Origin of the sequence: Caulobacter sp. S45 (assembly GCF_009765965.1) — a bacterium.
Classification (GTDB): Bacteria; Pseudomonadota; Alphaproteobacteria; order Caulobacterales; family Caulobacteraceae; genus CAHJWH01.
Genome location: NZ_LMUL01000010.1, coordinates 1 through 25,537, shown reverse-complemented (window position 1 = coordinate 25,537; position 25,537 = coordinate 1). Strand labels below are relative to the sequence as shown.

General features: G+C 68.2%; 29 protein-coding genes. 8 read left to right on the top strand and 21 right to left on the bottom strand.

Going from position 1 to position 25,537, the window contains the following annotated elements:
* Window positions 1-2: 2 nt before the first annotated feature.
* The gene (locus GSQ87_RS04585; protein WP_216839002.1) at window positions 3-704 is read left to right on the top strand and encodes a methyltransferase domain-containing protein; all 702 of its coding nucleotides are present in this window, start codon (window positions 3-5) and stop codon (window positions 702-704) included.
* A 27-nt stretch (window positions 705-731) separates the two neighbouring features.
* Window positions 732-1,736 (top strand): L-histidine N(alpha)-methyltransferase, encoded by a 1,005-nt coding sequence (gene egtD / locus GSQ87_RS04580; RefSeq protein WP_216839001.1) that lies wholly within the window; start codon window positions 732-734, stop codon window positions 1,734-1,736.
* Window positions 1,737-1,902: 166 nt separating this feature from the next.
* Here the strand turns inward: egtD and GSQ87_RS04575 are convergent, their stop codons facing one another.
* The 6 genes from GSQ87_RS04575 to GSQ87_RS04550 form a co-directional block, all read right to left on the bottom strand.
* The gene (locus GSQ87_RS04575) at window positions 1,903-2,775 is read right to left on the bottom strand and encodes a TIGR01459 family HAD-type hydrolase (RefSeq protein ID WP_158913693.1); all 873 of its coding nucleotides are present in this window, start codon (window positions 2,773-2,775) and stop codon (window positions 1,903-1,905) included.
* A 67-nt stretch (window positions 2,776-2,842) separates the two neighbouring features.
* Window positions 2,843-3,100 carry a hypothetical protein gene (locus GSQ87_RS04570; RefSeq protein WP_158913691.1) on the bottom strand — a complete coding sequence of 86 codons (258 nt, stop codon included), beginning with the start codon at window positions 3,098-3,100 and terminating at the stop codon, window positions 2,843-2,845.
* A 101-nt stretch (window positions 3,101-3,201) separates the two neighbouring features.
* Window positions 3,202-4,473 carry an EAL domain-containing protein gene (locus GSQ87_RS04565; protein WP_158913688.1) on the bottom strand — a complete coding sequence of 424 codons (1,272 nt, stop codon included), beginning with the start codon at window positions 4,471-4,473 and terminating at the stop codon, window positions 3,202-3,204.
* Between the two features lie 100 nt (window positions 4,474-4,573).
* The gene (locus GSQ87_RS04560) at window positions 4,574-5,380 is read right to left on the bottom strand and encodes an exodeoxyribonuclease III (RefSeq protein WP_158913687.1); all 807 of its coding nucleotides are present in this window, start codon (window positions 5,378-5,380) and stop codon (window positions 4,574-4,576) included.
* Between the two features lie 206 nt (window positions 5,381-5,586).
* Complete coding sequence (locus GSQ87_RS04555) at window positions 5,587-6,231, bottom strand: outer-membrane lipoprotein carrier protein LolA (protein WP_158913685.1); 645 nt, start codon at window positions 6,229-6,231, stop codon at window positions 5,587-5,589.
* A gap of 202 nt (window positions 6,232-6,433) precedes the next feature.
* Entirely contained in the window at window positions 6,434-8,818 is a 2,385-nt protein-coding gene (locus tag GSQ87_RS04550; RefSeq protein ID WP_158914394.1) for a DNA translocase FtsK 4TM domain-containing protein, read from the bottom strand.
* A gap of 202 nt (window positions 8,819-9,020) precedes the next feature.
* Here GSQ87_RS04550 and GSQ87_RS04545 point away from each other — a divergent pair, with 202 nt between their 5' ends.
* Complete coding sequence (locus GSQ87_RS04545) at window positions 9,021-10,277, top strand: FAD-dependent monooxygenase (protein ID WP_158913683.1); 1,257 nt, start codon at window positions 9,021-9,023, stop codon at window positions 10,275-10,277.
* A 9-nt stretch (window positions 10,278-10,286) separates the two neighbouring features.
* Here GSQ87_RS04545 and GSQ87_RS04540 read toward each other — a convergent pair whose 3' ends face one another.
* From GSQ87_RS04540 to GSQ87_RS04495, 10 genes are all read right to left on the bottom strand, one after another.
* Window positions 10,287-10,532, bottom strand: coding sequence for a hypothetical protein (locus tag GSQ87_RS04540; RefSeq protein WP_158913680.1), 246 nt, complete (start codon window positions 10,530-10,532; stop codon window positions 10,287-10,289).
* Window positions 10,533-10,607: 75 nt separating this feature from the next.
* Window positions 10,608-10,799 carry a hypothetical protein gene (locus GSQ87_RS04535; RefSeq protein WP_158913677.1) on the bottom strand — a complete coding sequence of 64 codons (192 nt, stop codon included), beginning with the start codon at window positions 10,797-10,799 and terminating at the stop codon, window positions 10,608-10,610.
* Window positions 10,800-10,884: 85 nt separating this feature from the next.
* Window positions 10,885-11,091: a hypothetical protein gene (locus tag GSQ87_RS04530; protein ID WP_158913674.1), complete on the bottom strand. Its 207-nt coding sequence runs from the start codon at window positions 11,089-11,091 to the stop codon at window positions 10,885-10,887.
* Window positions 11,088-12,746: a glycosyltransferase family 4 protein gene (locus GSQ87_RS04525; protein ID WP_158913671.1), complete on the bottom strand. Its 1,659-nt coding sequence runs from the start codon at window positions 12,744-12,746 to the stop codon at window positions 11,088-11,090. Before GSQ87_RS04525 ends, GSQ87_RS04530 begins: the two co-directional genes overlap by 4 nt.
* A gap of 90 nt (window positions 12,747-12,836) precedes the next feature.
* A complete protein-coding gene (locus GSQ87_RS04520; RefSeq protein WP_158913669.1) occupies window positions 12,837-13,046 on the bottom strand; it encodes a hypothetical protein in 210 nt (69 codons plus the stop codon).
* A 224-nt stretch (window positions 13,047-13,270) separates the two neighbouring features.
* The gene (locus tag GSQ87_RS04515) at window positions 13,271-13,867 is read right to left on the bottom strand and encodes a sugar transferase (protein WP_254062744.1); all 597 of its coding nucleotides are present in this window, start codon (window positions 13,865-13,867) and stop codon (window positions 13,271-13,273) included.
* A gap of 254 nt (window positions 13,868-14,121) precedes the next feature.
* Entirely contained in the window at window positions 14,122-14,307 is a 186-nt protein-coding gene (locus GSQ87_RS04510) for a hypothetical protein (protein WP_158913667.1), read from the bottom strand.
* A gap of 601 nt (window positions 14,308-14,908) precedes the next feature.
* Window positions 14,909-15,142 carry a hypothetical protein gene (locus tag GSQ87_RS04505; protein ID WP_158913664.1) on the bottom strand — a complete coding sequence of 78 codons (234 nt, stop codon included), beginning with the start codon at window positions 15,140-15,142 and terminating at the stop codon, window positions 14,909-14,911.
* A 140-nt stretch (window positions 15,143-15,282) separates the two neighbouring features.
* A complete protein-coding gene (locus tag GSQ87_RS04500) occupies window positions 15,283-15,621 on the bottom strand; it encodes a hypothetical protein (RefSeq protein WP_158913661.1) in 339 nt (112 codons plus the stop codon).
* A 101-nt stretch (window positions 15,622-15,722) separates the two neighbouring features.
* On the bottom strand, window positions 15,723-16,631 hold the full coding sequence (locus GSQ87_RS04495; RefSeq protein ID WP_158913658.1) for an SPOR domain-containing protein: 909 nt from the start codon (window positions 16,629-16,631) through the stop codon (window positions 15,723-15,725).
* A gap of 246 nt (window positions 16,632-16,877) precedes the next feature.
* Here GSQ87_RS04495 and GSQ87_RS04490 point away from each other — a divergent pair, with 246 nt between their 5' ends.
* Entirely contained in the window at window positions 16,878-17,036 is a 159-nt protein-coding gene (locus tag GSQ87_RS04490) for a hypothetical protein (RefSeq protein ID WP_158913656.1), read from the top strand.
* Between the two features lie 160 nt (window positions 17,037-17,196).
* On the opposite strand, the gene GSQ87_RS04485 is transcribed toward GSQ87_RS04490, so the two are convergent.
* The 4 genes from GSQ87_RS04485 to crcB are packed head-to-tail and all read right to left on the bottom strand — an operon-like array spanning window position 17,197 to window position 21,132.
* Window positions 17,197-17,886 (bottom strand): HAD family hydrolase, encoded by a 690-nt coding sequence (locus GSQ87_RS04485; protein ID WP_158913654.1) that lies wholly within the window; start codon window positions 17,884-17,886, stop codon window positions 17,197-17,199.
* Window positions 17,883-19,751 (bottom strand): putative 2OG-Fe(II) oxygenase, encoded by a 1,869-nt coding sequence (locus GSQ87_RS22985; protein ID WP_158913652.1) that lies wholly within the window; start codon window positions 19,749-19,751, stop codon window positions 17,883-17,885. Before GSQ87_RS22985 ends, GSQ87_RS04485 begins: the two co-directional genes overlap by 4 nt.
* On the bottom strand, window positions 19,748-20,749 hold the full coding sequence (locus tag GSQ87_RS04475) for an RluA family pseudouridine synthase (RefSeq protein ID WP_158913649.1): 1,002 nt from the start codon (window positions 20,747-20,749) through the stop codon (window positions 19,748-19,750). The genes GSQ87_RS22985 and GSQ87_RS04475 overlap by 4 nt, the downstream gene beginning before the upstream one ends.
* The gene (gene crcB / locus GSQ87_RS04470; RefSeq protein WP_158913646.1) at window positions 20,746-21,132 is read right to left on the bottom strand and encodes a fluoride efflux transporter CrcB; all 387 of its coding nucleotides are present in this window, start codon (window positions 21,130-21,132) and stop codon (window positions 20,746-20,748) included. The genes GSQ87_RS04475 and crcB overlap by 4 nt, the downstream gene beginning before the upstream one ends.
* Before the next feature lie 73 nt (window positions 21,133-21,205).
* Between crcB and GSQ87_RS04465 the strand changes: the two genes are divergently transcribed.
* Both GSQ87_RS04465 and GSQ87_RS04460 read left to right on the top strand, forming a co-directional pair.
* Entirely contained in the window at window positions 21,206-21,529 is a 324-nt protein-coding gene (locus GSQ87_RS04465; protein WP_158913643.1) for a chorismate mutase, read from the top strand.
* Window positions 21,530-21,613: 84 nt separating this feature from the next.
* The gene (locus GSQ87_RS04460; protein WP_158913641.1) at window positions 21,614-22,408 is read left to right on the top strand and encodes a DUF2189 domain-containing protein; all 795 of its coding nucleotides are present in this window, start codon (window positions 21,614-21,616) and stop codon (window positions 22,406-22,408) included.
* Window positions 22,409-22,449: 41 nt separating this feature from the next.
* Here the strand turns inward: GSQ87_RS04460 and GSQ87_RS04455 are convergent, their stop codons facing one another.
* Window positions 22,450-23,193, bottom strand: coding sequence for a hypothetical protein (locus GSQ87_RS04455; RefSeq protein ID WP_158913638.1), 744 nt, complete (start codon window positions 23,191-23,193; stop codon window positions 22,450-22,452).
* 284 nt (window positions 23,194-23,477) lie between these two features.
* Here GSQ87_RS04455 and ffh point away from each other — a divergent pair, with 284 nt between their 5' ends.
* Entirely contained in the window at window positions 23,478-25,076 is a 1,599-nt protein-coding gene (ffh, locus tag GSQ87_RS04450; RefSeq protein ID WP_158913635.1) for a signal recognition particle protein, read from the top strand.
* Window positions 25,077-25,103: 27 nt separating this feature from the next.
* The coding region (gene rpsP / locus GSQ87_RS04445) for a 30S ribosomal protein S16 (RefSeq protein ID WP_158913632.1) at window positions 25,104-25,537 on the top strand (434 nt) is incomplete at its 3' end.

Sequence of the window (25,537 nt, the reverse complement as noted above, 5' to 3'; positions counted from 1 at the left end):
CTTTGAAGGCCGCGATCTGGGCTATCCTCTGCGCGACAGCGTTCGCCGGCCCAGCCGCCTGGGGCGAGCCACGTCCCGCACCGCCCAGATTCCCGGAGGCCGGTCGGCCGGTAGCCGCTATCGTCGGCTCCGACTGGGGCGAGGCCCGCCAGCGCGACGCCGCGCGGGAAGTGCCCCAGCTGATCGCCCGCCTGGGGCTCAAGCCCGGCATGACCGTGGGCGATATGGGCGCGGGGACCGGCTACGACACGGTTCGCCTCGCGCGCATGCTCGGTCCCAAGGGCCGGGTGGTGGCCGAGGACGTGGAGCCGGAATACCTGATGGCCCTATCCACCGAAGCGACACGCCAGAAGCTGGACAATGTGGTGATCGCGCTGGGCGAACCGCAGGACCCGCGCCTGCCCGCCCGCTCGCTGGACGCCGCGATCCTGGTCCACATGTACCACGAGATCACCCACCCCTACGCCTTTCTCTACAACCTGGCCCCAGCGCTCAAGCCCGGCGCCAAGGTCGGGGTGGAGGAGCTGGACCGCCCGACCTCCGCCCACGGCACGCCGCCCGCCCTGCTCCGCTGCGAGTTCGAGGCGGTGGGGTATCGGCAGCTGAGCATGGCGCCGCTGAAAGGCGGGTTGGGCTATCTTGCGGTGTTCGCCGCGCCTACCCAACTTCCCGAACCGCAACGCATTCGGGCCTGCCGCGCTTAATACGGTCGTAGCGCCTTAGGGATCACCATGAACGACCTGTCCGGGACTTTCAGCATGCCCGCTCCCGCCCCGCTCGCCCCGGGGGTGACGTTGCACGATTTCGCGCCCATCCAGGAAAGCTTCGCCGAAGCCCTGGTGAAGGGCTTGTCCCAGCCGTCCAAGGCGATCCCGGCCCGCTTCCTCTACGACGAGCACGGCTCGCGCCTGTTCGACCGCATCTGCGAGCTGCCCGAATACTATCCGACCCGCACGGAGCTCTCGATCCTGCGCGACCGGGCCGCCGAGATCGCCACGGTGATCGGGCCGCACGCCGCCCTGGTCGAGTTCGGCGCGGGCTCCAGCCAGAAGGCGCGCCTGGTGCTGGACGCCCTGGACGTCCCCGTCGCCTACGTGCCGATCGACGTCTCGCGCGCGCACCTGATCCAACTGGCCGAGGAGATCGCCGCCGACCACCCCGGCCTGGAGGTCGCCGCCGTCTGCGCCGACTACACCCAGCCGTTGGAGCTGCCGGAATTCACCCAGCGCGCGCGCCGCGTCGGCTTCTTCCCTGGCTCCACCATCGGCAACCTGCCGCGCGAGGAAGCCCGCGCCTTCCTGAGCGCCTGGGCGGGTCAGCTCTCCGGCGACGGGGTGATGATCGTGGGCGTGGACCTGAAGAAGCCGATCGAGATCGTCCTGCCGGCCTATGACGACGCCCAGGGCGTGACCGCCGCCTTCAGCCTGAACGTGCTGGCCCGCGCCAACCGCGAGGCGGCCGCGGACTTCGACCTGGCCAGCTTCCGCCATCACGTGACCTACGACCCCGCGAGCGGACAGGTGGCCATCCACCTGGAGAGCCTGCGCGACCAGCAGGCGAGCGTGGCCGGACGCACCTTCCGGTTCGCCAAGGGCGAGTTGGTGCACGTGGAGGACTCCAACAAGTACGCCGTGGAGGAGTTCCAGGCCCTGGCCCGCGAGGCCGGCTACACACCCGAGGCGGTCTGGATCGACCCGAAGGGCCTGTTCAGCGTGCATGCGCTGCGGGTGGGGTGAGAACTCTCATTCTCCCCTTCCGGGAGAAGGAAGGGGCCCGTGCGTCGATAGACGTGTGGGAAGGTTGAGGGGTCTTGCTGCGATATCAACGGTAAGCGTCCGTCGACCCCTCACCCTCCCAGCTTCGCTGGGCCCCTCCCTCTCCCGCAAGGGGAGAGGGGTGACGTCACCACCCCAGTTCCGCGGTCACATAGGTCGCGCTCAACCCCGCTCCGTCCAGCAACCGCCGCACCCCGGCGCTGTCCAGCCGTCCGTGAGCGTCCAGCGCATCGGGCGCATGGATGCCGGTGCCGGCGGCGAACAGGATGTCCAGCCCCTCCCGGTTCGCGCCGGCCACGTCGGTGGGCAGGCCGTCGCCGATGGCCAGCACCCGGTCGCGCGGGACCAACCGCCCGGCCCTGCCGTCCGCCTGGGCGAAGGCGAGCTGGTAGATGGCGGCGTAGGGCTTGCCGGCCATGGTCACCTGGCCGCCCAGGGTCTCGTAGAGGTCCGCGAGCGAGCCGGCGCAGTAGATGATCTTGTCGCCGCGCTGCACGATGCGGTCGGGATTGGCGCACACCATCACCAGCCTGCGCTCGGCGCAGATGGTCAGCCGCTCGCGGAAGTCCTCCGGCGTCTCGACCTCGTCGTCGAACAGGCCCGTACAGGAGATGAAGGCCGCCTCTTCCGGCGTCTCGGCGAAATGCACGCCGGTGCCCTCGTAGAGCGATCCGTCGCGCGCCGGTCCCAGCGCCCAGGCCGGCCCCGGCGCCCGCGCCTTCAACTCGAACCGCGTGGCGTCGCCGGACGTGACCACCGCCGTCCAGGCCCCGCGCGGCACGCCCAGAGCGTCGAGCTGGGCGATCACGTCTTCGCTGGGCCGGGGCGAGTTGGAGATCAGCACCACCGGACCCCGCTCGGCCCGATAGCGGACCAGCGCCGCGCATCCGGGCTGGAACGGCTCGCGCCCATTGTGGACCACCCCCCAGATATCGCACAGCAGGGCGTCGTAACGGTCCGACACCTCGGAGAGGCCGGTCAGGATTTGCGGTGAACTCATGGGCGCGGGCTAGAGGGCCGGCGCGCGCGGGTCAACAGGAGAGGAAGCGCCTCCTGCAAATCAGCGCCTATCGACTGTCTTCCGCCTTGACGATGCACACGCGCCTATTGTCGCCCGTCAGTGGTTTCATCTGGCCGGCGCCTGGAGTTTTAATCGGCCGTAGCAGACGGTTCGAACCATATGCCGGCGTCTTCGGCATTTGGACGACGAAGCCCTTGTCGCCGAAATCGCTTATGCAGGTCGGCTCAATACGGCCCAGCTCGTACACCGTGGGCATCTGCATCGAGTGCGAAGGGGCGGCCAAAGCGAGCATCGCCGCGATCATCGGTAGAGCCTGGAGCATCGTCTCACCCTTATGCCGAACCCCGCCAAACCCTAGCACGGGCGCGCGTGAACCGCCACGCCGAGGCGACCCGAGGCCAGCCCCTAGCGCGCGGCGCGACGCAGGCTTCCGCGCATGAACTCCGCCGGCGGGGCGGTTTCGGCGATCACCGCGTCGCGGATCGGGCGCGGCTCGCCGAACAGGTGGCCCTGCCCCAGCACCACGTCCAGCTCCAGCACGTCGATGACCTGGCGCTCGGCCTCGATCTTCTCGGCGATCACCTCGACGCCGTAACGGCTGAGCAGAGGCACGAAATCGGCCGCGTCCAGGTCGCGCACGCTCTTGAACACCGCGCGGCCATCCACCTCGGTCATCTCGCGCAGCAGGGTCTCCGCGCCGATCTTGAGGAACTTGACGTCGGCGCGGGCCAGGTCGGGATAGTCGAGGTCCAGGTCGGAGACCTTGTCCATGGAGAAGCGGAACCCGAGGTCCGCCAACTTGGCCATGTTGCGGCTCTCCCGCGCGCCCCGCTCGCGGAACGCCCTCTGGCCCAGTTCGAAGATCAGGGCGCCGGACAGGTCGCGGTTCTGGGCCATGAAGTCCAGGAAGCGCGGGAAGAAGGCGTCGTCGCCGAGCGAGGCCAGCGAGATGTTGCAGAAGATCCCGACCTTGCGGTCGTTCTCCGCCAGCCGCCGCACGATCTGCACGCAGCGGAACAGCAGCAGGTTGTCGATCGCCTGCACCAGGCCCTCGGGCTCGGCCACCGTCAGATACTCGGCCGGCATCATCACCCGGCCGCTGGCGTCGCGCAGCCGCGTGAAGCTCTCGTAGAACATGGTGCGGCGCTGCGGCAGGCTGACCACCGGCTGTAGGTAGAGATCGACGCGGTTCTCCGCCAGCGCCTCGCGAACGGTCTCCAGCAGGGTGGCGCGCTGGCGATCGATACCGCGCCCGCCGCCGACGGACGCGGCGCCGGCGCCCACCGGTCCGCGCGCGTCCAGCCGGGCGGTCAGCGTCTCGCCCATATGGGCGACCAGGTCCTCCAGCATCCGCACTTCGGAGACGATGGCCTCGGCCCGTTCGGCGGACTCTGTCTGGACCGCGCGGCCCAGCACCTCCATGGCGGTCTGGGCGTCCTCGATATGGTCGGCCAGGATCTGGTGGGCTTCGCGCAGGGCGGCGATCTCGCGGCGCATCGCGCCTCCGTCCAGCGTCCGCCCGATCAGGGCGTGCAGGGCGAAGGCGAACCCGAGCGCGCCGGCCAACGCCGAAAAGCCGGCTCCCCAGCCGCCCCCGCCCCGCCAGACCAGGGCCGCCACCGCAAAGGCGGCGAATATGTAGGCGCAGCTCAAGAGCGCCGCAGCCAGCTTACGCATCGCATGCCCACCATAGAATCAAGCGATTATCAGCCGTGTTCGCGCGAAAGGCGATGGGGCGTTTACGACTCGTACACCAAGACGTCCCGCACGCTCCGGCTCACACCACCAGGTCCACCGTCGCCGGCGCATGGTCGGAGGGCCGCTCCCACTCGCGTACGTCGTCGTGCACCCGGGCCGACACCACGCCGTTCTGCACGGCCGCCGGCATGAGGCCTGGCGAGGCCAGCAGGTGATCGAGCCGCAAACCCCGGTTGGAAGCGCGGAAGTCCTGGGCCCGGTAGCTCCACCAGGTGAACAGCTTCTGGGGATCGGGGATCGCCGCGCGCATCAAGTCGGTGAACCCCAGCGAGGCGTGCAGGTCGGCCATGGCCCGCACCTCGACCGGCGTATGGCTGACGATCCGCGACATCTGGCGATGGCTCCAGACGTCGAACTCGCCCGGCGCGACGTTGAGGTCGCCGGCGATCAGGATCGGATCGGCCGGGTTGCGCGCCGCCATCTCGCGGGTCAGCCGCTCGAAGAAGTCGAGCTTATGGTCGAACTTGGGGTTGAGCGCGCGGTCGGGAATATCGCCGCCGGCCGGGATGTAGAAGTTGCGCACCTCCACGCCCGCGATCACGCCGGACACGCAGCGGGCGTGGCCCTCCCGGCAGACGTCGAGCGGGGATGCGGCTTCGATCGGCAGGCGCGAGGCGATGGCCACGCCGTGCCAGCCCTTCTGGCCGGCGATGGCCAGGTGCGGCAGGCCCATGTCCACGAAGGCGCCGGTCGGGAACTCGCCCTCCCGGCACTTGATCTCCTGCAGGCAGATCACGTCGGGCGCCTGCTCGGCGACGAAGCGGGCCACCTGCTCGTGGCGCAGGCGGACGGAATTGATGTTCCAGGTGGCGATCCTGAGCCGCAACGGAGCCCTCCAGCCCAAAAAGAGGAAGCCCGGCGTCCTGCGACGCCGGGCTCCAAGTGTATGGCCTGCATTCGGGAGGGGATTTCCGAAAGCGGCCTGGAGGCGACTAACGGCCGCATCCAGTGCGTGTTTAAATTGCCACTCGGGGCCGGAAAGTCAAGGTCAGCACACTGTGAATTTGCGTGTTATAATTTAGACACACTCGGTTAATGGCTGCGAATATTGAACAGATTGGCATCGAGATGATCGATCGGGGTCAGGGCGCCTAGCTGCACGCGCGTCTCCCTTCCGGTCGCATCGACGATGGTCCAGCCGCGCAGGCCGACTGTCCCACCCGCGCCGCCGACGTCGCTGAAGCGCATGGAGATCTTGCCCTCGGCCTGTTTATGGCCATCGCGGGCGTTGATGACGAAGCCGCCCGGAACCTGCTCGACATCGGTGATGACCACACCCCGGTCCAGCCGGACATGGCGCGCCAGCAGCAGCACCAGGGGCGTGCGCTCGAACGGATAGAGGCTGTAGGTTTTCAACCGCCGGTCGAACACCTCGACGTTGAAGCCGTCCGACACCACCAGCAGGCTCGCCGGCGGATCGTATTCGAACCGCGCCTTGCCGGGCCGGTCGAGATACAGCGTGCCGGTGGACGTGACCCCGTTCCCGTCGATCTGGGTGAACCGGCTGCGTACGGTCTTGAGCGCCTCGATGTAGCTCCCCGCCCGCTTGACCAGCGCCTGTTGGTCGGGGGTCAGGCTGCTGGCGGAGGCGGCGGCCGCCACGGTCGGGGCGAGCGTGGGCGCGGCCGCTAACATCAGGGCGGCGAAGGCGACGGCGGTCTGGCGGAGGAAGGTCAAGTCATCGTCCCTGGTCGGCGTTCACGCCAAAGCTTGTAGGCCCATACCTGGTTCCAAACAGGGCGGCGAGTGGCGGTTGTTCTGCGTCCTTCGAGACGCCCTTGCGGGCTCCTCAGGATGACGAAGGTTTCTGCAATCCACCAAGTTTCGTCATGCTGAGGAGCGCGTAGCGCGTCTCGAAGCACGCACCACCCGCCCCGGCTCACATCGGCGGTGGTGGTGGGGCCAGGATCTCGCGCTTGCCGGCGTGGTTGGCGGCGCTGACCACGCCCTCCTTCTCCATCCGCTCGATCAGGGAGGCGGCGCGGTTGTAGCCGATCTGCAACCGGCGCTGGACATAGGAGGTCGAGGCCTTCTTGTCGCGCGTGACCACCGCCACCGCCTGGTCGTAGAGGTCGTTGCCCGACAGGCTCTCCCCGTCCACCGATCCGCCGCCATCCTCGTCCTCTTCGGGCGCGGCGGTGACTTCCTCCAGGTAGTTCGGCGTTCCCTGGTCGCGCAGGTACTTGGCCACGTCCTCCACCTCCTGGTCGGAGACGAAGGGACCGTGCAGTCGGGTGACGCGCCCGCCGCCGGCCATGTAGAGCATGTCGCCCTGCCCCAGCAGCTGCTCGGCGCCCTGCTCGCCCAGGATGGTGCGGGCGTCGATCTTGGAGGTGACCTGGAAGCTGATCCGGGTCGGGAAGTTGGCCTTGATGGTGCCGGTGATCACGTCCACCGAGGGGCGCTGGGTGGCCATGATCAGGTGGATGCCGGCGGCCCGCGCCATCTGGGCCAGGCGTTGCACCGCGCCCTCGATGTCCTTGCCGGCCACCATCATCAGGTCGGCGACCTCGTCGATCACCACCACCAGGAACGGCATCGGCTTGGGGGTCAGCTTCTCGGTCTCGTAGACTGGGCGGCCGCTGTCGTCGAAGCCGGTCTGCACCGTGCGCTCGAAGTGCTCGCCCTTGGCCAGGGCCTCGCGGGCCTTCTCGTTGTAGCCGGCGACGTTGCGCACGCCGATCTTGGACATCAGGCGATAGCGGTTCTCCATCTCCCGCACCGTCCATTTCAGCGCCACCACCGCCTTCTTGGGATCGGTGACGACCGGGGCCAGCAGGTGCGGGATGCCGTCATAGACCGACAGTTCCAGCATCTTCGGGTCGATCATGATGAAGCGGCACTGCTCGGGCGTCAGCCGGTACAGGATCGACAGGATCATGGCGTTGACGCCCACCGACTTGCCCGAACCGGTGGTGCCGGCGATCAGCAGGTGGGGCATCTTGGACAGGTCGGCGACATAGGGTTCGCCGCCGATGGTCTCGCCCAACGCCATGGGCAAGTTGACGCCCTGCTTCTCGTATTCGGCCGAGGACAGCAGGTCGCGCAGGTAGACCGTCTCGCGATGCGCATTGGGCAGTTCGATGCCGATGGCGTTGCGCCCCTGGACCACCGAGACGCGGCAGGCGCGCGCGCTCATCGAGCGGGCGATGTCGTCGGACAGGGCGATCACGCGCGACGACTTCACCCCGGCGGCCGGCACCAGTTCGTAGAGCGTGACCACCGGGCCGGGCCGGATCTGGTCGATCTGGCCGCGCACGCCGAACTCGGCCAGCACGGTTTCCAGCATCCGGGCGTTCTGGCGCAGCGAGGCCTCGTCCACCCCGGCGGCGCGGGGCTTGGGCTTGGCCAGCATGGCCAGCTCCGGCAGCATGAACGCGTCCGCAGCATCGCCCAGGTCCAGGGTCTTCTGGCGCTCGCGGGCTTCGCGGCTCGAGGTCTTGGCGACAGAGCGAAGACCCGCAACCGGCGTATCGGCGGTGAACGGGGCCGAGGGCTCGTCGTCGTCCAGGTCGAAGGGCGGGTCGTCGTCCCCCAGGTTCATCTCGAGATCGGTGCGAACGGCTTCCTCGACGGGCTTCGCCGGACGCTGGCGCTTGGCGCGGACCGGCGGCGGCGCGTCTTCTTCGTCATCCAACTCCGCGGGCAGGCTCAGGGGCGGCAGCGCGTTGCGGCGGGGCCGCGACGTCGCCCAGCCGTACAGCTCCACCACGTCCCGCCAGCCCAGGCTCGCGCCATAGGCCAGGGCCGGAGCGGCGCACAGCGCGAAGAAGATCGACGCCACCAAGCGGGGCGCCGGCAGCTCGATCACCCCCAGGACGTGCGAAAGGCCGTCCAGCAGGGCGTCGCCGAACACGCCGCCGAGGCCGCGCGCCAGCGGCCAGCTCGCCGGCGGCTGGGGCGCGGCCAGCAGGCCCGCCGCCAGCAGCATGCCCAACATCCCGCTCAGGAAACGCACGCGCAATTCCATCCGGTTCAGGCGCGGATCGCCCGCCCCCGCCCGCGCGAAGCCCCAGATGATCACCATCAGGGCGCCGATCCAGGCGCTCAGCCCGAAGCTCTGCAGCCCGATATCGGCCAGCAGGGCGCCGGGCGCGCCCATGGCGTTGTGGGGCAGATCGCCGGAGGCCACGTTCAGGCTGGGATCGGCGGCGCGATAGGTGGCGAAGGCCGCGATCAGCACGGCGCCCGACGCAGCGCCCAGGGCGCCGCGCAGCCGCAGGGCTATCACCGAGCTCCACGCCGAATCCGCCCTCGCCACCATGCGGGCTGCAGGGCCCGCCCGGAACGATCGGGGCTTCGCACGCGCCATAACGTTGGCCATCCCCACTCCGCTACTGAAACCAAGGATTTAACCCATATGACGGCGGGTGGGTTAACGTCGCTTTTACCCCATGCACATCGTGATCGCTGCGCAACGCCGCCGCCCCCTAGACGGCGCGCGGCCGGAGGTGGACAAGGGCGTCATGTCCGATCCGATCCTCCGCTTCGACGTGGTCATCGCCGGCGCCGGTCCGGCCGGCGCCACATTGGCCCTGGCCCTGGCCAAGGCGGGGCTGGTGGTGGCCATCGTCGACGCCGAGGCGCTGGAGACCCGGCTGGCGCCCGAATTCGACGGCCGCGCCTGGGCGGTGGCCTGGGGCAACGTCCTCCAATTCAAGGCGCTGGGCGTGGCCGATGCGCTCGAACCCCATGCCCAGCCCGTCACCCACATCCTGGTCTCCGAAGGGCCCATGCCCGCCGCCGGCGCCGCGCCGCCGCGCTCGGTGTTCCTGGACTTCAATTCCGCGGAGGTCTCCGACGAGACCGGCGGCGGGCCCCTGGCCTGGATGGTCGAGAACCGCCATCTGCGTTCGGCGCTGAACACGGCGCTGGAGGCGGCCGGCGTCCACGCCTTCGCCCCCGCCCGGGTCGTGGGCCTGGAGACGGATGCGCGCGCCGCCCGGTTCCGCCTGCATGACGGACGGGTGCTGGAAGCGCCGCTGGCGGTGGCCGCCGACGGCCGCAACTCGCGCCTGCGCGAAGCGGCCGGGATCGGCTTCCACGGCTGGGACTATGGCCAGACCGGGGTGGTCGCCACCGTGGAGCTGGACACGCCCCACCAGGGCGTGGCGCACGAATACTTCATGGCCGGCAGCGCGCTGGCCTCGCTTCCCCTGACCGATCAGCGCGCCAGCCTGGTGTGGGTGGAGCCCACCGCCCGCGGCCGCGCCCTGGCCGACGCCTCGCCGGAAGCCTTCGAGGCCCACCTGAACCGCCGCTTCGGCCCGGCGCTCGGCCGCGCCAAGCTGACCGGACCGCGGTTCTCCTATCCGCTGGGCTTGAGGTCGGCCGACGCCATGGTCGGCGCGCGGCTGGCCCTGGTCGGCGACGCGGCCCACTCGATCCATCCCATCGCCGGCCAGGGGTTGAACCTCGGCTTCAAGGACGTGGCGGCCCTGGCCGAGGTGGTGGTCGACGCCCAACGGCTGGGCGAGGACATCGGCTCAGGCCTGGTGCTGGAGCGCTACGCCCGCTGGCGCCGCTTCGACTGCGCCGCCTTCGCGGTGGCCACCGACGGTTTCGTGCGCGCGTACGGTTCCGACACGCCCCTGCTTAAAGCAGTGCGAGGGGCCGTGGTCGGCGCGATGAACCGCAGCCAGGGCCTGAAGCGGGCCATGATGCTCAACGCCGGCGGCCTGTTGGGCGACGTCCCCAAGCTGCTCCGCGGCCAGACGCTCTAAGCGAAGGCCTCAGCCCTCGGTCGGCGGAGGATTGACATCGATCATCCGTATCCGCCGGCTGACCAGGTTCGGGCCGCCGAGATCGGCCTCGAACACCCGCGCACTGTGCTCGCGCATCATCCAGCCCCCCGCGTTCAGCACCAGCGCCACCTGTTCGGTCAGCGGGATGTGGACGACCTGGGTGTCGGAGAAGGTGATCTCCAGCTTTTGCTGGCCCTTCACGAAGCCAACCTGGACGCCTGCGATCTCGGTCATGGTCGGCCCTTGCTTGCGCGGAGTTGACCGCGATTCCGAGCGCTGGGCCAGAGCGTCCGGATCGTAGGGGAGAGCCTAGCCCTCGACCGCCCTCAGCGGCGCGCCGGGCTGAAGGGTCTCGACGCAGAGATGGATGGCGACATGGGCGTCGGACTCGGTGACGTCCGCGCCGCTGCCGACGACGCGATGCTGATCGTCGTAGACCACCCATGCCAGCATGTCGCTGCCGGCGATGGGAAGCACTTGATAGGCGTAGTACTCGCTCATGCGGTCTCCAGCGCGTGCAGGTCCGAAATGTTCCATATGCAAGCGGGGCGCCGCCGCGACCGGGGCATGCGATGGGCCGCGGGTATCAGATCCGCGCCTGCAACAGGGTTTGCCGGGTTTCCTGCAGCCTGATGGCGGTCAACAGCCCCGTCGCATAGGCCCCGGTGTCCACGCCGATCCTGCGCTTGTCCAGATGCGGCTCGGGCGTCGGCGTATGTCCATGCACGACGACCTTTTCGAACCGCGCCTTGTCGTTGAGGAAATCGTCGCGGACGAAGAGGATGCGGCTCATCTTGCGCCGCCCTCCGGGGCCACCGCAGCGAAATCCATCTTGGCGAGCCAGGCGATCACCCGCCCTCCCGACGCGCGATGCGGCTCAGGCAGCAGCCCGACCAGTTCGGCGACGGTGGCCGGACCCTGGGCCAGACGCGCCAGCAGCGGTTCGATCTCGGCGTTGATCGGCAGCAACGACCCCATCATGGCCGCTCCCGGGATCGCGCGGCGCTCCGCCAAGTCGGACAGCCGCGCCGGCCGAACCAAATCCGTCCCGGCCAGGGCGCGAGTCGGAAAGCCAGCGAAGACATCGAACGGGTCCGGACGATCCGGACGCCAGGCGGGGTGCGGACGATGCAGCTCGGCCATGGCGGCGGCGCGGCGATCGGCGAGCTCTTCCCACAAAGCCTGATAGGCCTTGATGACCACGCGCCAATCATAGAGCTGGCGCACCCTGGCGCGCCCCGCCTCGCCCATCCTGCGGCGAAGTCCGGGGTCGTCGATCAGACGCGCGAGTGCGTCGGCCGCGGCTGCGACGTCCACCGCCGTGAACATGCTCGCCGCAGCCAGGAACTGATCATAGTCGTAGAGGCCGAGGTCATAGTTCAGCGCGAGATCGCCGCCCTCCCCCGCCCGCGGCTGCAGCGTCGGGACCCGAAAACCCTGCACCCCATCCTCGACCGTGTCGCGAAAGCCGTCCCAGTCCGAAACCACCAAGGGTAGGCCCGCCGCCATCGCCTCGACTGGGGCCAGGCCGAAGCTCTCCTGCACGCTGTCGGCAAGCTGGAGGAAGATGTCGGCCGCCGCCCATGCATTGGCGCGCCCTTCGGCCAGCCGGCCGTCCACGATGCGGGTGGTGATCGACGGCGCCAGGCGCGCGGCCCCCTGCTGATAGATCTGGGCCTGGGGCGCGGCGGCGAACCAGCCGACAAGGAGGAGATGGACGCGCTTGCCGCTCGCCTTGGCGGCCCGCTCCAGCGCCATGAACATGGGCAGGGGATTGGCCTTGGCGTGGGCGCTGAGACGTCCGACGTACAGGACGACCACATCCTCGGGTCCCGCCTGGAACCGCGCGCGCGCCGCCTCCCGAAACCCCGGCGCCGCTTCGAAGGCGGCCCCGTCGACGCCGAGGGGAATGACCGGCAGCTGCGGCGCCTCGACGGCGATCGGTCCGAACCGTTCCTTCAGATAGTCGCGCTGACGCTCGAGCAGCGCCTCCACCACGCCACGCACCGCGCGGGATGGGCAGATGAGCGCGTCCCAGGGGTGGATCGGCGCGGTCAGCAGATCCGTGGCGGCGGTGATGACGCGATGGCTCGACATGGTGTGGGTCAGGCCGCAGAGGCTGTAGCGCGCCGCGCCGCGCGCACGCCTGCGCCAGGCATGTTCGGCCAGAATGGGGTGATAACAGAACAGCAGCCCCTCGGCCTCCACCGCCTCGAGGCGACGGGGAGAGCCGCAGATCGCCTCGGCGGCCGGGTCGACCTCATGGATACGGTCGATGAAGACGGTGGATTCCGCTTCAGCCTCGGCATGACCGACGAAGCGGGAAACGCCCGAATGGCGTATGAACCCGTTAAGGAAGCCCTCTCCCGCAGCCTGCCGGCCCATGGGGGATTGCGCGTGCAGGGCAAAGGCTTCGGCGGTGAAGTCGATGGCGGCGTTGGCGTTCATCGGACCTCACGCTGAAGGCTCGACGCTATGACGTCGCCTCGGTCGCCCCTCAATGACGAAGTGTTGTCAGGGGTTAGACGCGCCGTCCAGTCATTGACCGACCAGCGGCTGGTGGGCGCCGGGCAAAATCGCGCGAGCGGCGCGCTGCTGGGGCGTTAGGAGATCGGCGGCCTCCACCACTTCCGGCAGACGATGGTAGGCGGTGGCCGCCCCGGCGACCCGGTTCCCATAGCCCGGCGTGGAAAGGCCGCCCATTCCCGTCGCGGGCGCGCCATTGCTGACCGTGGCCCCGTTCTTCATCTCCGCCTTCGTGTTCGAAAGACCGACCGAACCGGCTGATCCGGGTGCGTCGAGGAACTCCCCCCCGATGCTCTGAGACCCGTAACCGGAGGTAGGATTGATCCGCTTCTTAGGCGCGGTTGGAAGATCGCCCTGGGCCATCGCCAAGGTCGGGGCGGCGATGGTCGCGACGGCTAAGGCGACGCGAAGGAGCGAGAAGCAGCGATTCATCGCCCGAGGATAGCTTAGTAGGAGCCACTGCGCATCAGCACCGCGGGCACCGTGCGAACCAGGATCGTCAGATACAGTTGCGGCGACCGCATGCGGACGAACAGGACATCGTACGCAACCCGGCGGCGGTAAGACACGTCGTTGCGGCCACCGATCTGCCAGAGGCCGGTGATGCCGGGGCGCACCTGGCAATAGGCGTCGAAGCGGCGTCCATAACGCTTGGCCTCCGCCTGCACGATCGGACGGGGACCGACCAAGCTCATTTCGCCGCGCAGGACGTTGAAGAGCTGGGGGAACTCGTCGAGGCTGGACTTACGCAGGAAGGCGCCGAGCCAGGTGATGCGCGGGTCGCGGCGAAGCTTGTGGTCCAGCGCCCATTCCGCGCGAGCGTCCGCGTCGTTCGCCAACAGGGTCTCGAGGCGTCGGTCTGCGTCGACCACCATGCTGCGGAATTTCAGGCAGGGAAAGGTACGGCCGTCGCGACCGATCCGACGGTGCGCAAACAGGATCGGACCGCCGTCCTGCAACTTGATCGCCAGCCCGACGGCCAGCAGCAGCGGTGCGAGGAAAAGCAGAAGCATGCAGGCCAGCACGCAGTCCAGGACCCGCACCGTGTCAATCCGCCACGCGCCAGAGGATTGGCCGCCGCCATGACCAGATCGCAGGGTCGATTTTCCCCGATCGGACGCGTCAAGGGCGTCCGCCAGTCCAGTCACGACCGTCTGTGAACCGATTTGAGACACTGCGACCCCCATTTGCTTGGTTAAAGACGCTACTTGCAAATCGTTTGCCAACGCCGGAGGGCGCGGGGCGCTATACCTAATGAGGCATTATTGCGACATTAAGCAAACACGAGCACGGAAAATTAGGTGTCCTCGCCATAAGAAAGAACGCTCCAGGAGAGAAGCGCATGACTGCTCAACGAAAGCTCCGATTGGAGCCATATCCTTACGCGGTCGCCGACGCTCAACTGCGGCCCCGGCTGGCTGACGCCACCGATGTGGCCCGCGATCGCGAAGCTGTGCACCTGCTCCAAGATCGTCTGAACCAAGCCTTCGTTTCCGAGGGTTCCAAATGGTCCCCGCGGAAAACAACCGCCCTGGTTCTGGTAACCTGCGGCAGCTTCTGGCTTGGCGCCGCAACCCTACTCTACGCTACACTCCACTAGACCAAGACGGGACGGCCGCACTGGCCGACCGAAACACATTGCTCGATGGCCGCTTTGACCATCCATTACCGGCCGTCGCCTCGCCCGACCGCAGATTCCTGCCCGCAGCACGACGTACAACCACACCTCTTTCTTACTAGAGGTTATTGATAGCCGCCACCCTCCAAACGCCGCTGTCACAGTTTTTTCTTAGTAATCAACCTACCCAGGCCGAAAATGCGGCGCCCTGCCCAAAACGGCTTCATGGCGCGAGCGCAGGTGGGCGACTTCGCAAGCCTCTTTTCAAAGCGGTCTTGCCAAAATTCACCCAACCGGCGGTGGAGTTACTGTGACGCTATAAGGTCAAGCTTGGCTTCGTCTTCCGCCGACCCCGCATGATCAACAGGCGCCACGCCGCACATCTGCCGCAATCCCTACCAATGCGGCGCCGATTCACACGATAGCCAGGTCGAAATTCATTCGACCTAAATGATTAACGCGACGATTAACGCGACTGGGACATCACCATATCCGTAGCGGTCAGCTTCGGTGCAGGCGCGAACACGCTTGCCCAGAACTCACGCCCACGCGGAAGCACGCTTACCAGCAACAACAGAGCGAAAACGCCGAGCAGCCCGAGCCACAGGCTGGCAAACAACAGGGCGACCCCGATTCCCCCGAGGGGGCAGGCAAGGATCAAAACCGCAAGCGTGTCCAGATGGCGAGAAAGCTTAGCCATAAAGAAACGCTATGAGTTCGCCCCTCCAATACAAGCCAATTCGCCCTACGGGCGAAATCGACATGGCCGCAACCGTCTTTCAGAGGCGCCGCTCCGCCGGCGTCCGTCCATGGTCGCCGGCGCTTCCATTCCCCATCGGGCTAGTGAGGCTTTTCTTCGGTCTTGAGCCGGGCGTCGTAAGCCGTGTCTTTCGTCGACATGGCCTTAGCGCGCTGGAGGTGGGCGTAGTCAGCCGCCTGCTCTTTCTGGATACGCGCGATCGACGCCTTGTCGCCGGACTTCTGGGCGGCCGCGAGGTCCTTATCCAGTTTCTCACGATGCGCTTCGAAAGCCTTATCGTCCGCGCCTTCACGGGCTTCGTGGCTGGTTTCCGCGGTCTGTGCGGCCTGGACCCGCTGGGCGGTCTGGGCGTGCACGCCGGAGGCGCAGGCGAAGACGGCCGCGACGCTGGCGGCGGCGAGGATGTGGCGAACGCTCATCGGTTTCTCCTGTGAAACATCATAACGTCAGAGAAATACGGCAAGTTTCCGGACGGTGCGGAAATCCGCCCAACCGACGGATCGCCATGGCCCATGCATGGTCAGCGGGATGCAGCGGACAGTACGAAACACCCTGGGCTCTCGACAGTTCCAGGCCGCATCGCCCGGCAGAACGCGCGGGCGGATTGTTCCGATCCAAATCCCGTGATCTGCACGCGATAGAATTGCCGTCCGTGCAGGGCCTTCTGCTCGATGCGGGCGACCAGGCCGTTCATCGGCGCGGACCGGCGCCGCTTCAGCCTGTCTATGATCGACTGCGCGCCTTCGCGCGTGCCCGCGGCTGCGATCTGAGCGATAGCTTGGGGCCGGCTGGGCGCTGGCGGGCTGCGAGAAGCAACCTCCTTGCCCTCCCTGGCATGCGTCGGCGTGTCGCGAGCCTGGATCGGTCGGGCCGGCAACGGTCGGTCGTGGGGCAGGATCGGCTGGCTGTCGCCGATCCGCGCCGAAGCCAGCGGGCGAGGCTCCGATAGTCGGGCGAAGCGACGCCCATAGATGTCGACCACCCCTCTGACCGTGGCCGTGGTCCTGTAAGCGTCGAAACTGCAGGCGAACGCCATCATCGACCTGCCGACCGTATCCGGCTGGACCGTTCGCCATGCCGAGTCGGCGCGGCTCAGATCCTGGATCTGCCTTCCGCCTGCATCGAAGCTCACCTCCCTTCGGGTGCGCGTCGTCGATTTGGCGCAATCGTATTCCGCGAAATCCCTCAAGGAAGCGACCTGGTTTCCCGCGACCTGGCTATAGGCCGTCCGTTCCCAGACCGAACATATCTGGTTCTGACAGAGGAGGCTGTCGACGTCGGAACTGACCTGTTGCCCGTCGACGCCGCTGGCGACGGACCACCAGTCCTCCGCGTGCGACTGCGAACTCCACAGCAGATCGCCGAGCCCGCCGATCAAGCCGAGCAAGAGGCATAGAGGCCATGCAGCCAATCCGATGCGACGCGCCATGGCTATGGCCTCCTCGACCAAGGGGGTGACGACGACCGCCGGATGGGACCTGCCCATCCAAACTTGATCGCGGCGCCGCAGGCTTCCCCGCCCCAACGCGCAGACCACAACCAAGGCCCACTGCGGCCTCGACGCACACCACCCAGACGCTTGCAATTTGCCGCCACTGGGTAGAGTTAACGAAGATAACGATAAATTCGGTGGCGGCCTCCGGGCATGTCGGCCGGTGCGTCTGGGAGGACATATATGGTTTTCATGAAGCCCGCCGCCGATGGCCTTCAATATTCCTCATCGGGCGCCCAAAACCGCTGGACTTTCGTCCAGACCGTCGGCTTCGCGGTCGTTGCGTCGCTGGCCTGCTGGCTGGTGATCGCCTGCGCCGTCATGACCGTCCTGAAGCACTAGGAAGCCTTCCCGTTTTGCGCCCCCGCGCATCTACGTTTTGCTTTCCGCCAAGCTTCCACAGCCTTACAGCGCTCCCGTCTTTTGAGTCGCATGCCAAACCTGCCGCGATAAGCAGGCTTTCTTGGGACAAGGCGGCCTCGTCCCAACGAGGCGCGTGCACCTAGGCGGGTGTCGCCCCGAACCGGTCCAGTTCCGCCTCCAGCTCGACGAAGGTGTCGGCGATATAGGCAGGATCACAGGCTTCCAGCTCCTCGCGGGTATGGAAGCCCCAGCTGACGCCCACCGCCCGCACACCCGCCGCCTGGGCCATACGGATATCGTGGGAGGTGTCGCCCACCATGATCGTATCCTCGCGGCGTGCGTCCAACGCGTGCATCGCTTCGAGCAGCATGGCCGGATGGGGCTTGCCCGGACCGTCGTCTGCGCAGTGGGTGCTGTCGAACAGGTCCGCCCAGCAATGCATTTCGATGATGGTCTCGACGCCTCGGCGGGACTTGCCGGTGGCCATGGCGATGCGCCAGTCCTGGGCCTTCAGCCGTGTGAGCAGGTCGGCCGCGCCGGCGTAGAGCGGCTCCACAAAGCCGGGCTCGCGGCGCAAGCCGCTGAAACTGGACTTGTAGTGGGCCACAAGAGCCTCCACCCGCTCGGGCGGCTGACCGCCGGCGAGCTGAGCTAGGCCCTCGCGTAGGCTCAAACCGACGATCTGCCTCAACTCGTCATAAGGCGGCGGGGTCAGACCCAGCTCGATGAAGGCGGCGTCGGACGCCCGTTTCAGGATCTCGCGACTGTCGACCAGAGTGCCGTCGACATCGAACACCGCAAGCTTGCCCTTGCCGGTCCTGCCGGTCATCGCGTCGCGCCAGGCTTGGCGGGCAGTAGATCGAACGCCGCCGTCAACCGGGGCGCCTCGCCCGAGAACGGCACGGTTCCGTGCCACATGTAGGAGGGGAATAGCACCAGCAACCCCGGCTCCGGCTTCACGAAATGCTCGGCTTCGAGCTTGGGTTGGGTGGGCATGCCCGGCTCGCCGAACTTGATCCAGCCTTGGCGTCCCTCGGCCTCGATGGCCGGCGGCACATCAATGTAGCAGGCCGAAGAAAGCCAGCCCTCCTGATGCACATGGTCCACGTGCCGGCCGCCGCCGGGCCGCAGCCGAACCGACCAGATCCCCTTCATCGCATAGCCGCCCAGACTGCGCGCGCGCAACGGGTCCTTGCCCTTGCCGAGCTCGGCGATGTGAGCGCGGATCGGGCCGTCGATGGCCTGGAAGAGGGCGCGGATGGCGGGGTCGTCGCTGTGGCGCAGGCTCTGGCCGGTCTGGGTGCCCTGGCGCAGGGATTGGCCGACGGGATGGGTGCGCAGGCTGTGCAGCCGCTCCAGCGCGGCCTTCAGATCGGCGAGATAGGCGGTCAGGCTCGACCACCCCTGGGGCGTATCGATCCGCCAGGGCCGCACCAGCCGCTCATAGTCGTAGAGCTCGCCATAGCGCGGATCGCCTTTCAGCCGCCAGGCGACAGCCAGATAGCCCAGCACGTGCTGGTCCAGCGGGCGCGCCCGGCGCAACCCTTCAGCGGTGCGCTCCGCCTCGTCCGCGCGGCCCGCCGCCAGCTGGGCCTCGCACAGGGAGAGGTGGACCTGAATCTCGTTGGGGGCCAGCGCCAGCGCCGCCTCGGCATGGGCGATCGCCTTCACCGGATCGAGCGGGACGGCCGCGCGGGCGGCGGCGGCGTGCAGGGTCGCGTCGGACTGCGGACCCAGGGCCTCGGCCAGCACGGCGTAGGCGCCGGCTGCGTCGCCGGCGTAGTCGTGCAGGCTGGACTTGAGCAGGCGGAGCGACCCCTCCATCGGATAGGTGGCGATGGCGGCGTCGACGAAGGCGGTGGCGGCCGTTAGGTCCTCGCTACGCATCCAGAGCAGCTGGCTCAGGCTGCGGTGGGCGTCGGGATAGGACGGGCGGCGACGGATGGCTTCATGGAACGCCTGTTCCGCCGCGTCGAAACGGTCCTGGCCCTGTAGGGCGCGGCCCAGCGTCAGCCAGGTTTCGGGTGCGTCGATTCCCTTGGCGAACGCGCGGTGGGCGGCGGCCTCGGCCTCCGGGTAGAGCATCAGGTCGCCGGCGGTGGCGGCCACATTATGCTCCGCGACGCCCGACTGCGGGGCCGAGACGACGGCGCGCCGATAGGCCGTGAGGGCCTCGTCGTGCCGCTCCAGCCCCTTCAGCGACACGGCGTGGGCGGACAGCAGGGCTTCCGAGGCGTCCGCTGCGCCGACCAAGGGCGTGGTGACCTGCAAGGCCTCGGCATAGCGTTCGGTGATGGCCAGCAGGGTCGACAACGACACCGCCGCCGGCTCGAAGCGGCGATCCAGCGCCAGGGCGTTGCGCAGGCTACGCTCGGCTCCCTTGACGTCCCCGTCCATGCCGAGCACGTCGCCGAGGGCTAGGTGATAGGCGGGCTTGCGCTTGTCCAGCGTGATGGCGGCGCGGAACTCGCGCGCGGCGCCGACACGGTCGTTCAGCTTCTCCAGCGTCAGGCCCAGCAGATAGCGGGCGTCGGCGACCCGGGGCTGCGCCTCCACCAGCGGGGCCAGGATGGCGTGGGCCTCGCCCAGACGCCCGATGCGGAGACGATCGTAAGCCGCCTGCAAGGCCGACCCGATCGCCACCGATTCGGCGCCGGGACGCGGGGGCGGTCGCTGGGGTGAAGGGGAGCTCATCGCCGCCGCCGTTGACTGGAGGCGAAGGGATCGTTGGGGGCCTCGTGTTCGTCGAAGCCGAAACGGGCGAAGCCTTCCCGCATCTCGGGGCTCAACGGCGCCTCCAGGATCAGCTGCCCGCGCGACGGATGCGGCAGCTCCAGCCGGCGAGCGTGCAGTTGCAGCTTCATGCCTTCCGACAGCTGGGCCGAGGTCTCGTCGCCGTACTTGGGATCGCCCAGGATCGGGTGGCCGATGGCCTTCATGTGGGCGCGCAGCTGATGGGTGCGCCCGGTATAGGGCTGCAGCGCCACCCAGGCCGCCCGATGCGCGGCGCGGGCCAGGGTGATGTATTCGGTCTCCGCCACCTCGGCCCCGAACTCCTTGGGATCGGCCGGGACTACCAGCTCGCGGTCGCCGACGCCCTTCTTGACCAGATGCAGCTCGATCACGCCCTGGGGCGGCTTGGGATTGCCGGCGACGACGGCCCAGTAGACCTTCTTGGCCCGCCGCTTGGCGAAGGCGCCCGACAGCCTGGCCGCCGCCGCCGGGGTCTTGCCCAGCAGCAGCACGCCGGAGGTGTCGCGGTCCAGCCGGTGCACCAGGCGCGGCCGGTCCATCCCCTCCCCCCAGGCCGACAGCAGGCGGTCGACGTGCTTGACGGTCTTGGTCCCGCCCTGCACCGCCAGGCCGCAGGGCTTGTTGAGGGCGAGCACCTCCTCGTCCTCGTACAGCACCAGCGAGCGGGCGTAGGCGATGTCGCGATCCGACAACTCGGGGCGCTTGTCGCCCTCGGCCGGCGCGTCGGGCAGCGGCGGCACGCGCACCTGCACGCCCACGGTCAGGCGGGTGTCGACCTTGGCCCGGCCGCCGTCGACGCGGACCTGGCCCGAGCGGACCAGCTTGTTGATCTGAATATGGTTCAGGTGCGGCCAGCGGCGCTTGAACCAGCGGTCCAACCGTACACCGTCCTCGGCCGCGCCCACCATCAGGGTACGGACTTCCCTCACGCCGCTCATGCCAGCGCCTTACGCATGATCAACAGGCCCGCCATGACCGCCAGGATGGACAGTATCACCGATCCGGCCACATAGCCCGCCGCCGCCCCGTAGGCCTTGCGTTCGAGCATCAGCACGGTCTCCATCGAGAAGGACGAGAAGGTGGTGAACCCCCCGAGCAATCCCACCCCCAGCAGCAGCCGCAGCTTTTCCTGTCCCGGACCGCCCCGGAGCGCCAGAAAACCGATCAGCATACCCATCAGCAGTCCCCCCAGGACATTGATCCCGAAGGTGGCGAGATAGGGCTGCTTCGTGCCGAAGGTTCGCAGGTAGCCCATGCCCACCGAATAACGGCAGACCGAACCCACGCCCCCCGCGAAGAACACCAAGAGTAGATTGACCATCGTCGCCTTATAGCGGATCGGCGGCGGCGGCCAACGCCACACCTCGCCACCCTCTCGCCAGGAGCTTCCCCCCATGCCCACAGCAGAGCCCAAGGCCCCGGAAGCCTGCCAGGACATGATCGAGGTCCGCACCGGGGTAGACGCGCTGGACCGCCAGCTGGTGGCGCTGCTGGCCGTGCGCCAACGCTACATGGACGCCGCCGCCCGCATCAAATCTGATCGCGACAAGGTCCACGACTCAGCCCGTATCGAGGACGTGGTCGCCAAGGTCGTGGCCGCCGCCCGCGAGGCCGGCCTGTCCGAAGCGATCGCCGAGCCGGTCTGGCGCACCCTGATCGACCGCTCCATCGCCCACGAGCTGGAGCAATGGGACCGGCGCAGGGCCCGGCCTATCTGAGGCTGCCAACCGTCCCGTCGCGTGCTATGATCGGAGCATAAGAAGACGGCGCGGCCGTCGCGTCCGGCCGCATGGAGGAAACCCATGGCGGCGACCACAATCGTCCAGACATCCACCCCCACCCATTCGGTCAACGTGCGCCGGATCGGCATGGAAGACCTGAAGATCGCACTCCGGCGCGGCTTCGCCGACTATCGCGCCAAGCGGGGCGAGATGGTGTTCCTGGGCCTGATCTATCCGATCGTCGGCCTGATCGCCTGCGCCATCACCTTCGAGCGCATCGACATGCTGCCCCTGGCCTTTCCCCTGCTCGCCGGCGTCACCCTGATGGGACCGCCGATGGCGTCGGGCTTCTACGAGCTGGCGCGGCGACGCGAGCGGGGCGAGGACGCCGGCTGGAAGCATGCGCTCGACGTGCTGAAGACCCCGCCGTTCAGGTCAATCGCCATCCTGACCCTGTTCGTCGCGGCCCTGTTCGGCCTTTGGCTGCTGTGCGCCTGGGGCGTCTACTCAGCCACCCTGGGCGCCGAGCCGCCGGCTGATGCGCTGGAGTTCTGGTCGCGCCTGTTCACCACCCCGCAGGGCTGGACCATGATCGTGGTCGGCAACCTGATCGGGCTGGGTTTCGCAGTGGTGGCGCTGGCGGTGAGCGCGATCTCGTTCCCCATGCTGGTGGACCGGCGCGCGGGCCCGCTGACGGCGGCGGAGACCTCGCTCAAGGCGGTGACGACCAACCCCGTGACGTTCGGGACCTGGGGCCTGATCGTGGCCGGCCTGCTGGTGCTCGGCTCGATCCCACTGTTCATCGGCCTGGCGGTGGTGCTGCCGGTGCTGGGCTACGCCACCTGGCACCTGTACAGGCGAGTGGTGGAGGCCTGAGGGCGCAAGCGCAGCGGCGCCCCGCGCCCGGCCGCCACGACCTACGAGCGGGGTATCTGGGTCAGGATCGCCCGGCTCACCGCCGTCAGCACGTCGTTGGCGTCGGTGCTGATCCAATATTTCCTGTCGGCGTCGGAATAGAGGTGAAACACCCCTGATACCGGCTTGGTCGCCTGGGCCGCAGCGTAGGCGTTGCTGACCAACCGGAACGACTCGTTGAATTGCGCCGGCTCCATCTTGTCCAGGTTCGCAACGTCGATGCGGGCCTGATCCTTCATAAGCTGGGGCTGGGCGTCCGGCACGAGGCAGGTGTAGTTCACCGTCGCGACGAACCGTCCCGGCGCGTCGCTGTTCGGAGCGACCGAGCTGGAGACGGCGCTGCATTTCGTGCGGGCGACGGCAGCGACCAGCGTCCGGGTGAACCTGTCGATCGCATCGTCGACCTTGTGCTGGAGCTGGGGCGGCTCCCCTTCCTTCATGTGGTCGGCGGTGATCAGGGCGATGTGCGCCTCGGCCTCGCCGATCAGCTTCACGTCCACGGCGTCCTTTCCATCCATCCCCGGCCGCAGGTAATCATCGAGCTGTCGGGCCTGGGCGGTATCGTCGTTGACGAGCGCCGCCATGTAGAGATTGGCGGTCTGTTCCGGCGAAAGCGTGGGCGTCGGGACCTGGGTCTGAGCTTGGGACTGCCCTTGAGCCATGGCGTGCGGCACGACCGCTAAGGACGCCAGCAGACCTGCCGATATGAACGTGGCGGGTGCGGTTTTTCGAAAGGCTGCGAACATGGCGAAGCTCCAACCCCCAACTGAAGCGCGCTTCTGCCACGACGACCGCTCGGGTGGCAAACCGCGGCGGCTCGGATCGCGCCTACATTGACCCGCCGCCCCTACAGGCGTAGAAGCCCACCCCTTCGGCGCCATCCCTGATCGCGCCCTCCACCGCCACGACCCCGATCGCCTGATGATCGGACGAGGGCGGCGAGGCCCCCCGTCGACGTTATCGTCCACGGGGGTCGTCTGCGTTTGCGCGCGGCGATACGGTCAGGACGGTTCGATAGAGGTGCGAGCACATGTTCGAGAGCTTAGGCGATAGGCTGACGACCGTTTTCGACCGGATGACCGGTCGGGGCGTGCTGTCGGCCGCCGATATCGACGAAGCCCTGCGCGAGGTGCGCCTGGCGCTGCTGGACGCCGACGTCGCCCTGCCGGTGGTCAAGATCTTCATCGACAAGGCCCGCGAACTGGCGACGGGCGAGGACGTGCTGCGCGCGGTCAAGCCGTCCGAGCAGGTGGTCAAGATCGTCCACGACGGCCTGGTCGACATGCTGGGCGGCCGCCAGCCGATGGGGCTGAACCTCGCCACCACGCCGCCCACCGTGATCATGATGGCGGGCCTACAGGGCTCGGGTAAGACCACCACCTCCGGCAAGCTGGCCGCGCGCATCCAGAAGTTCGAGCGCAAGCGGGTGCTGATGGCCTCGCTGGACACCCGCCGTCCCGCCGCCATGGAGCAGTTGGCCACCCTCGGCAAGCAGGTCGAGGTCGACACCCTGCCGATCATGGCCGGCCAGTCGGCGCCCGACATCACGCGGCGCGCCCTGTCGGCGGCGCGGCTCGGCGGCTTCGACGTGCTGATCCTGGACACCGCCGGGCGCACGACGCTGGACGAGTCGATGATGAGCGAGGCGGCGGAAATCTCCCGCATCGCCAACCCGCACGAGATCTTGCTGGTCGCCGACGCCCTGACCGGCCAGGACGCGGTGCGCACCGCCAAGGCCTTCCACGAGCGCCTGCCCCTGACCGGACTGGTGCTGACCCGCACCGATGGCGACAGTCGCGGCGGCGCGGCGCTGTCGATGCGCCATGTCACCGGCCTGCCGATCAAGTTCCTGGGCGCGGGCGAGAAGCTCGACGCGCTGGAGGTGTTCGACGCCGAGCGCGTGGCGGGCCGCATCCTCGGCTCCGGCGACATCGTCGCCCTGGTCGAGAAGGCCTCGGCCGAGTTCGACCAGGCCAAGGCCGAGAAGATGGCCAAGAAGATGGCCAAGGGCGTCTTCGACCTGGACGACCTCGCCGACCAGCTCCGCCAGATGCAGAAGATGGGTGGGATGCAGGGCATCCTCGGCATGCTGCCCGGCGTGCAGAAGGCCAAGAAGCAGATCGCGGAGTCCGGGATCACCGACCAGGTGTTCAAGCGCCAGGAAGCCATCATCACCTCGATGACCAAGGCCGAGCGCAAGAAGCCGGACCTGCTCAACGCCTCGCGCAAGCGCCGGGTCGCCAAGGGCGCGGGCGTCGAGGTGTCCGAGATCAACCGCCTGCTCAAGCAGCATCGCCAGATGGCCGACGCCTTCAAGGCGATGAGCCGGGACGGCGGAAAGAACATGGCCCGCATGGCCTCCGCGCTGGGCATGGGCGGCGGCGGCATGCAGGGCATGCCCCGGGGCGTCACGCCCCCCGGCGGCATGATGAACGCGCTGAAGGGCTCGCCGCTGGCCGGCGGTCCCGGCGGCGGCGTGAACATGGACATGCTCAAGGCCTTGGGGGGCGGCAAGCTTCCCGAAGCCGGAGACGAGACACCGCCATCGCCGGGCGGTTTCCCAGGGCTGGGCGGATTGCCCGGACTTGGCGGCGGCTTTCCCGGATTGCCGGGCCTGAAGAAGAAATAAACAGAACAGACCGAAGGACAGATTGAAATGTTGAAGATTCGCCTCGCCCGCGGCGGCGCCAAGAAGCGCCCCTACTACTCCATCGTCGTCGCCGACAGCCATTCGGCCCGCGACGGCCGCTTCATCGAGAAGGTCGGCACGTTCAACCCGCTGCTGGCCAAGGACCATCCCGAGCGCTTCACCCTGAAGCTCGAGCGCGTGAAGGAATGGCTGTCCAAGGGCGCCCAGCCCACCGACCGCGTGGCGCGCTTCCTGTCCACCCTCGGCCTGGTCGAGTGGGCGCACGGCAACAACCCCAATAAGGGCAAGCCCGGCAAGAAGGCCGAAGAACGCGCCGCCGAGCGCGCCCAGCGCGAGACCGACCGTGCGGAAGCCGCCGCGGCCGCCGCCGCCGCGCCGCCCCCGCCGCCGGTGGAAGAGCCTGCGGTCGAAGAGCCCGTGGCCGAGGCGCCCGCCGCCGA

Coding starts and splice junctions, on each gene's coding strand:
- egtD (WP_216839001.1), top strand. CDS start 732: ATGAACGACCTGTCCGGGACTTTCAGCATGCCCGCTCCCGCCCCGCTC.
- GSQ87_RS04575 (WP_158913693.1), bottom strand. CDS start 2,775: ATGAGTTCACCGCAAATCCTGACCGGCCTCTCCGAGGTGTCGGACCGT.
- GSQ87_RS04570 (WP_158913691.1), bottom strand. CDS start 3,100: ATGATCGCGGCGATGCTCGCTTTGGCCGCCCCTTCGCACTCGATGCAG.
- GSQ87_RS04565 (WP_158913688.1), bottom strand. CDS start 4,473: ATGCGTAAGCTGGCTGCGGCGCTCTTGAGCTGCGCCTACATATTCGCC.
- GSQ87_RS04550 (WP_158914394.1), bottom strand. CDS start 8,818: ATGGTGGCGAGGGCGGATTCGGCGTGGAGCTCGGTGATAGCCCTGCGG.
- GSQ87_RS04545 (WP_158913683.1), top strand. CDS start 9,021: ATGTCCGATCCGATCCTCCGCTTCGACGTGGTCATCGCCGGCGCCGGT.
- GSQ87_RS04540 (WP_158913680.1), bottom strand. CDS start 10,532: ATGACCGAGATCGCAGGCGTCCAGGTTGGCTTCGTGAAGGGCCAGCAA.
- GSQ87_RS04535 (WP_158913677.1), bottom strand. CDS start 10,799: ATGAGCGAGTACTACGCCTATCAAGTGCTTCCCATCGCCGGCAGCGAC.
- GSQ87_RS04530 (WP_158913674.1), bottom strand. CDS start 11,091: ATGAGCCGCATCCTCTTCGTCCGCGACGATTTCCTCAACGACAAGGCG.
- GSQ87_RS04525 (WP_158913671.1), bottom strand. CDS start 12,746: ATGAACGCCAACGCCGCCATCGACTTCACCGCCGAAGCCTTTGCCCTG.
- GSQ87_RS04520 (WP_158913669.1), bottom strand. CDS start 13,046: ATGAAGAACGGGGCCACGGTCAGCAATGGCGCGCCCGCGACGGGAATG.
- GSQ87_RS04505 (WP_158913664.1), bottom strand. CDS start 15,142: ATGGCTAAGCTTTCTCGCCATCTGGACACGCTTGCGGTTTTGATCCTT.
- GSQ87_RS04500 (WP_158913661.1), bottom strand. CDS start 15,621: ATGAGCGTTCGCCACATCCTCGCCGCCGCCAGCGTCGCGGCCGTCTTC.
- GSQ87_RS04495 (WP_158913658.1), bottom strand. CDS start 16,631: ATGGCGCGTCGCATCGGATTGGCTGCATGGCCTCTATGCCTCTTGCTC.
- GSQ87_RS04490 (WP_158913656.1), top strand. CDS start 16,878: ATGGTTTTCATGAAGCCCGCCGCCGATGGCCTTCAATATTCCTCATCG.
- GSQ87_RS04485 (WP_158913654.1), bottom strand. CDS start 17,886: ATGACCGGCAGGACCGGCAAGGGCAAGCTTGCGGTGTTCGATGTCGAC.
- GSQ87_RS22985 (WP_158913652.1), bottom strand. CDS start 19,751: ATGAGCTCCCCTTCACCCCAGCGACCGCCCCCGCGTCCCGGCGCCGAA.
- GSQ87_RS04475 (WP_158913649.1), bottom strand. CDS start 20,749: ATGAGCGGCGTGAGGGAAGTCCGTACCCTGATGGTGGGCGCGGCCGAG.
- crcB (WP_158913646.1), bottom strand. CDS start 21,132: ATGGTCAATCTACTCTTGGTGTTCTTCGCGGGGGGCGTGGGTTCGGTC.
- GSQ87_RS04465 (WP_158913643.1), top strand. CDS start 21,206: ATGCCCACAGCAGAGCCCAAGGCCCCGGAAGCCTGCCAGGACATGATC.
- GSQ87_RS04460 (WP_158913641.1), top strand. CDS start 21,614: ATGGCGGCGACCACAATCGTCCAGACATCCACCCCCACCCATTCGGTC.
- GSQ87_RS04455 (WP_158913638.1), bottom strand. CDS start 23,193: ATGTTCGCAGCCTTTCGAAAAACCGCACCCGCCACGTTCATATCGGCA.
- ffh (WP_158913635.1), top strand. CDS start 23,478: ATGTTCGAGAGCTTAGGCGATAGGCTGACGACCGTTTTCGACCGGATG.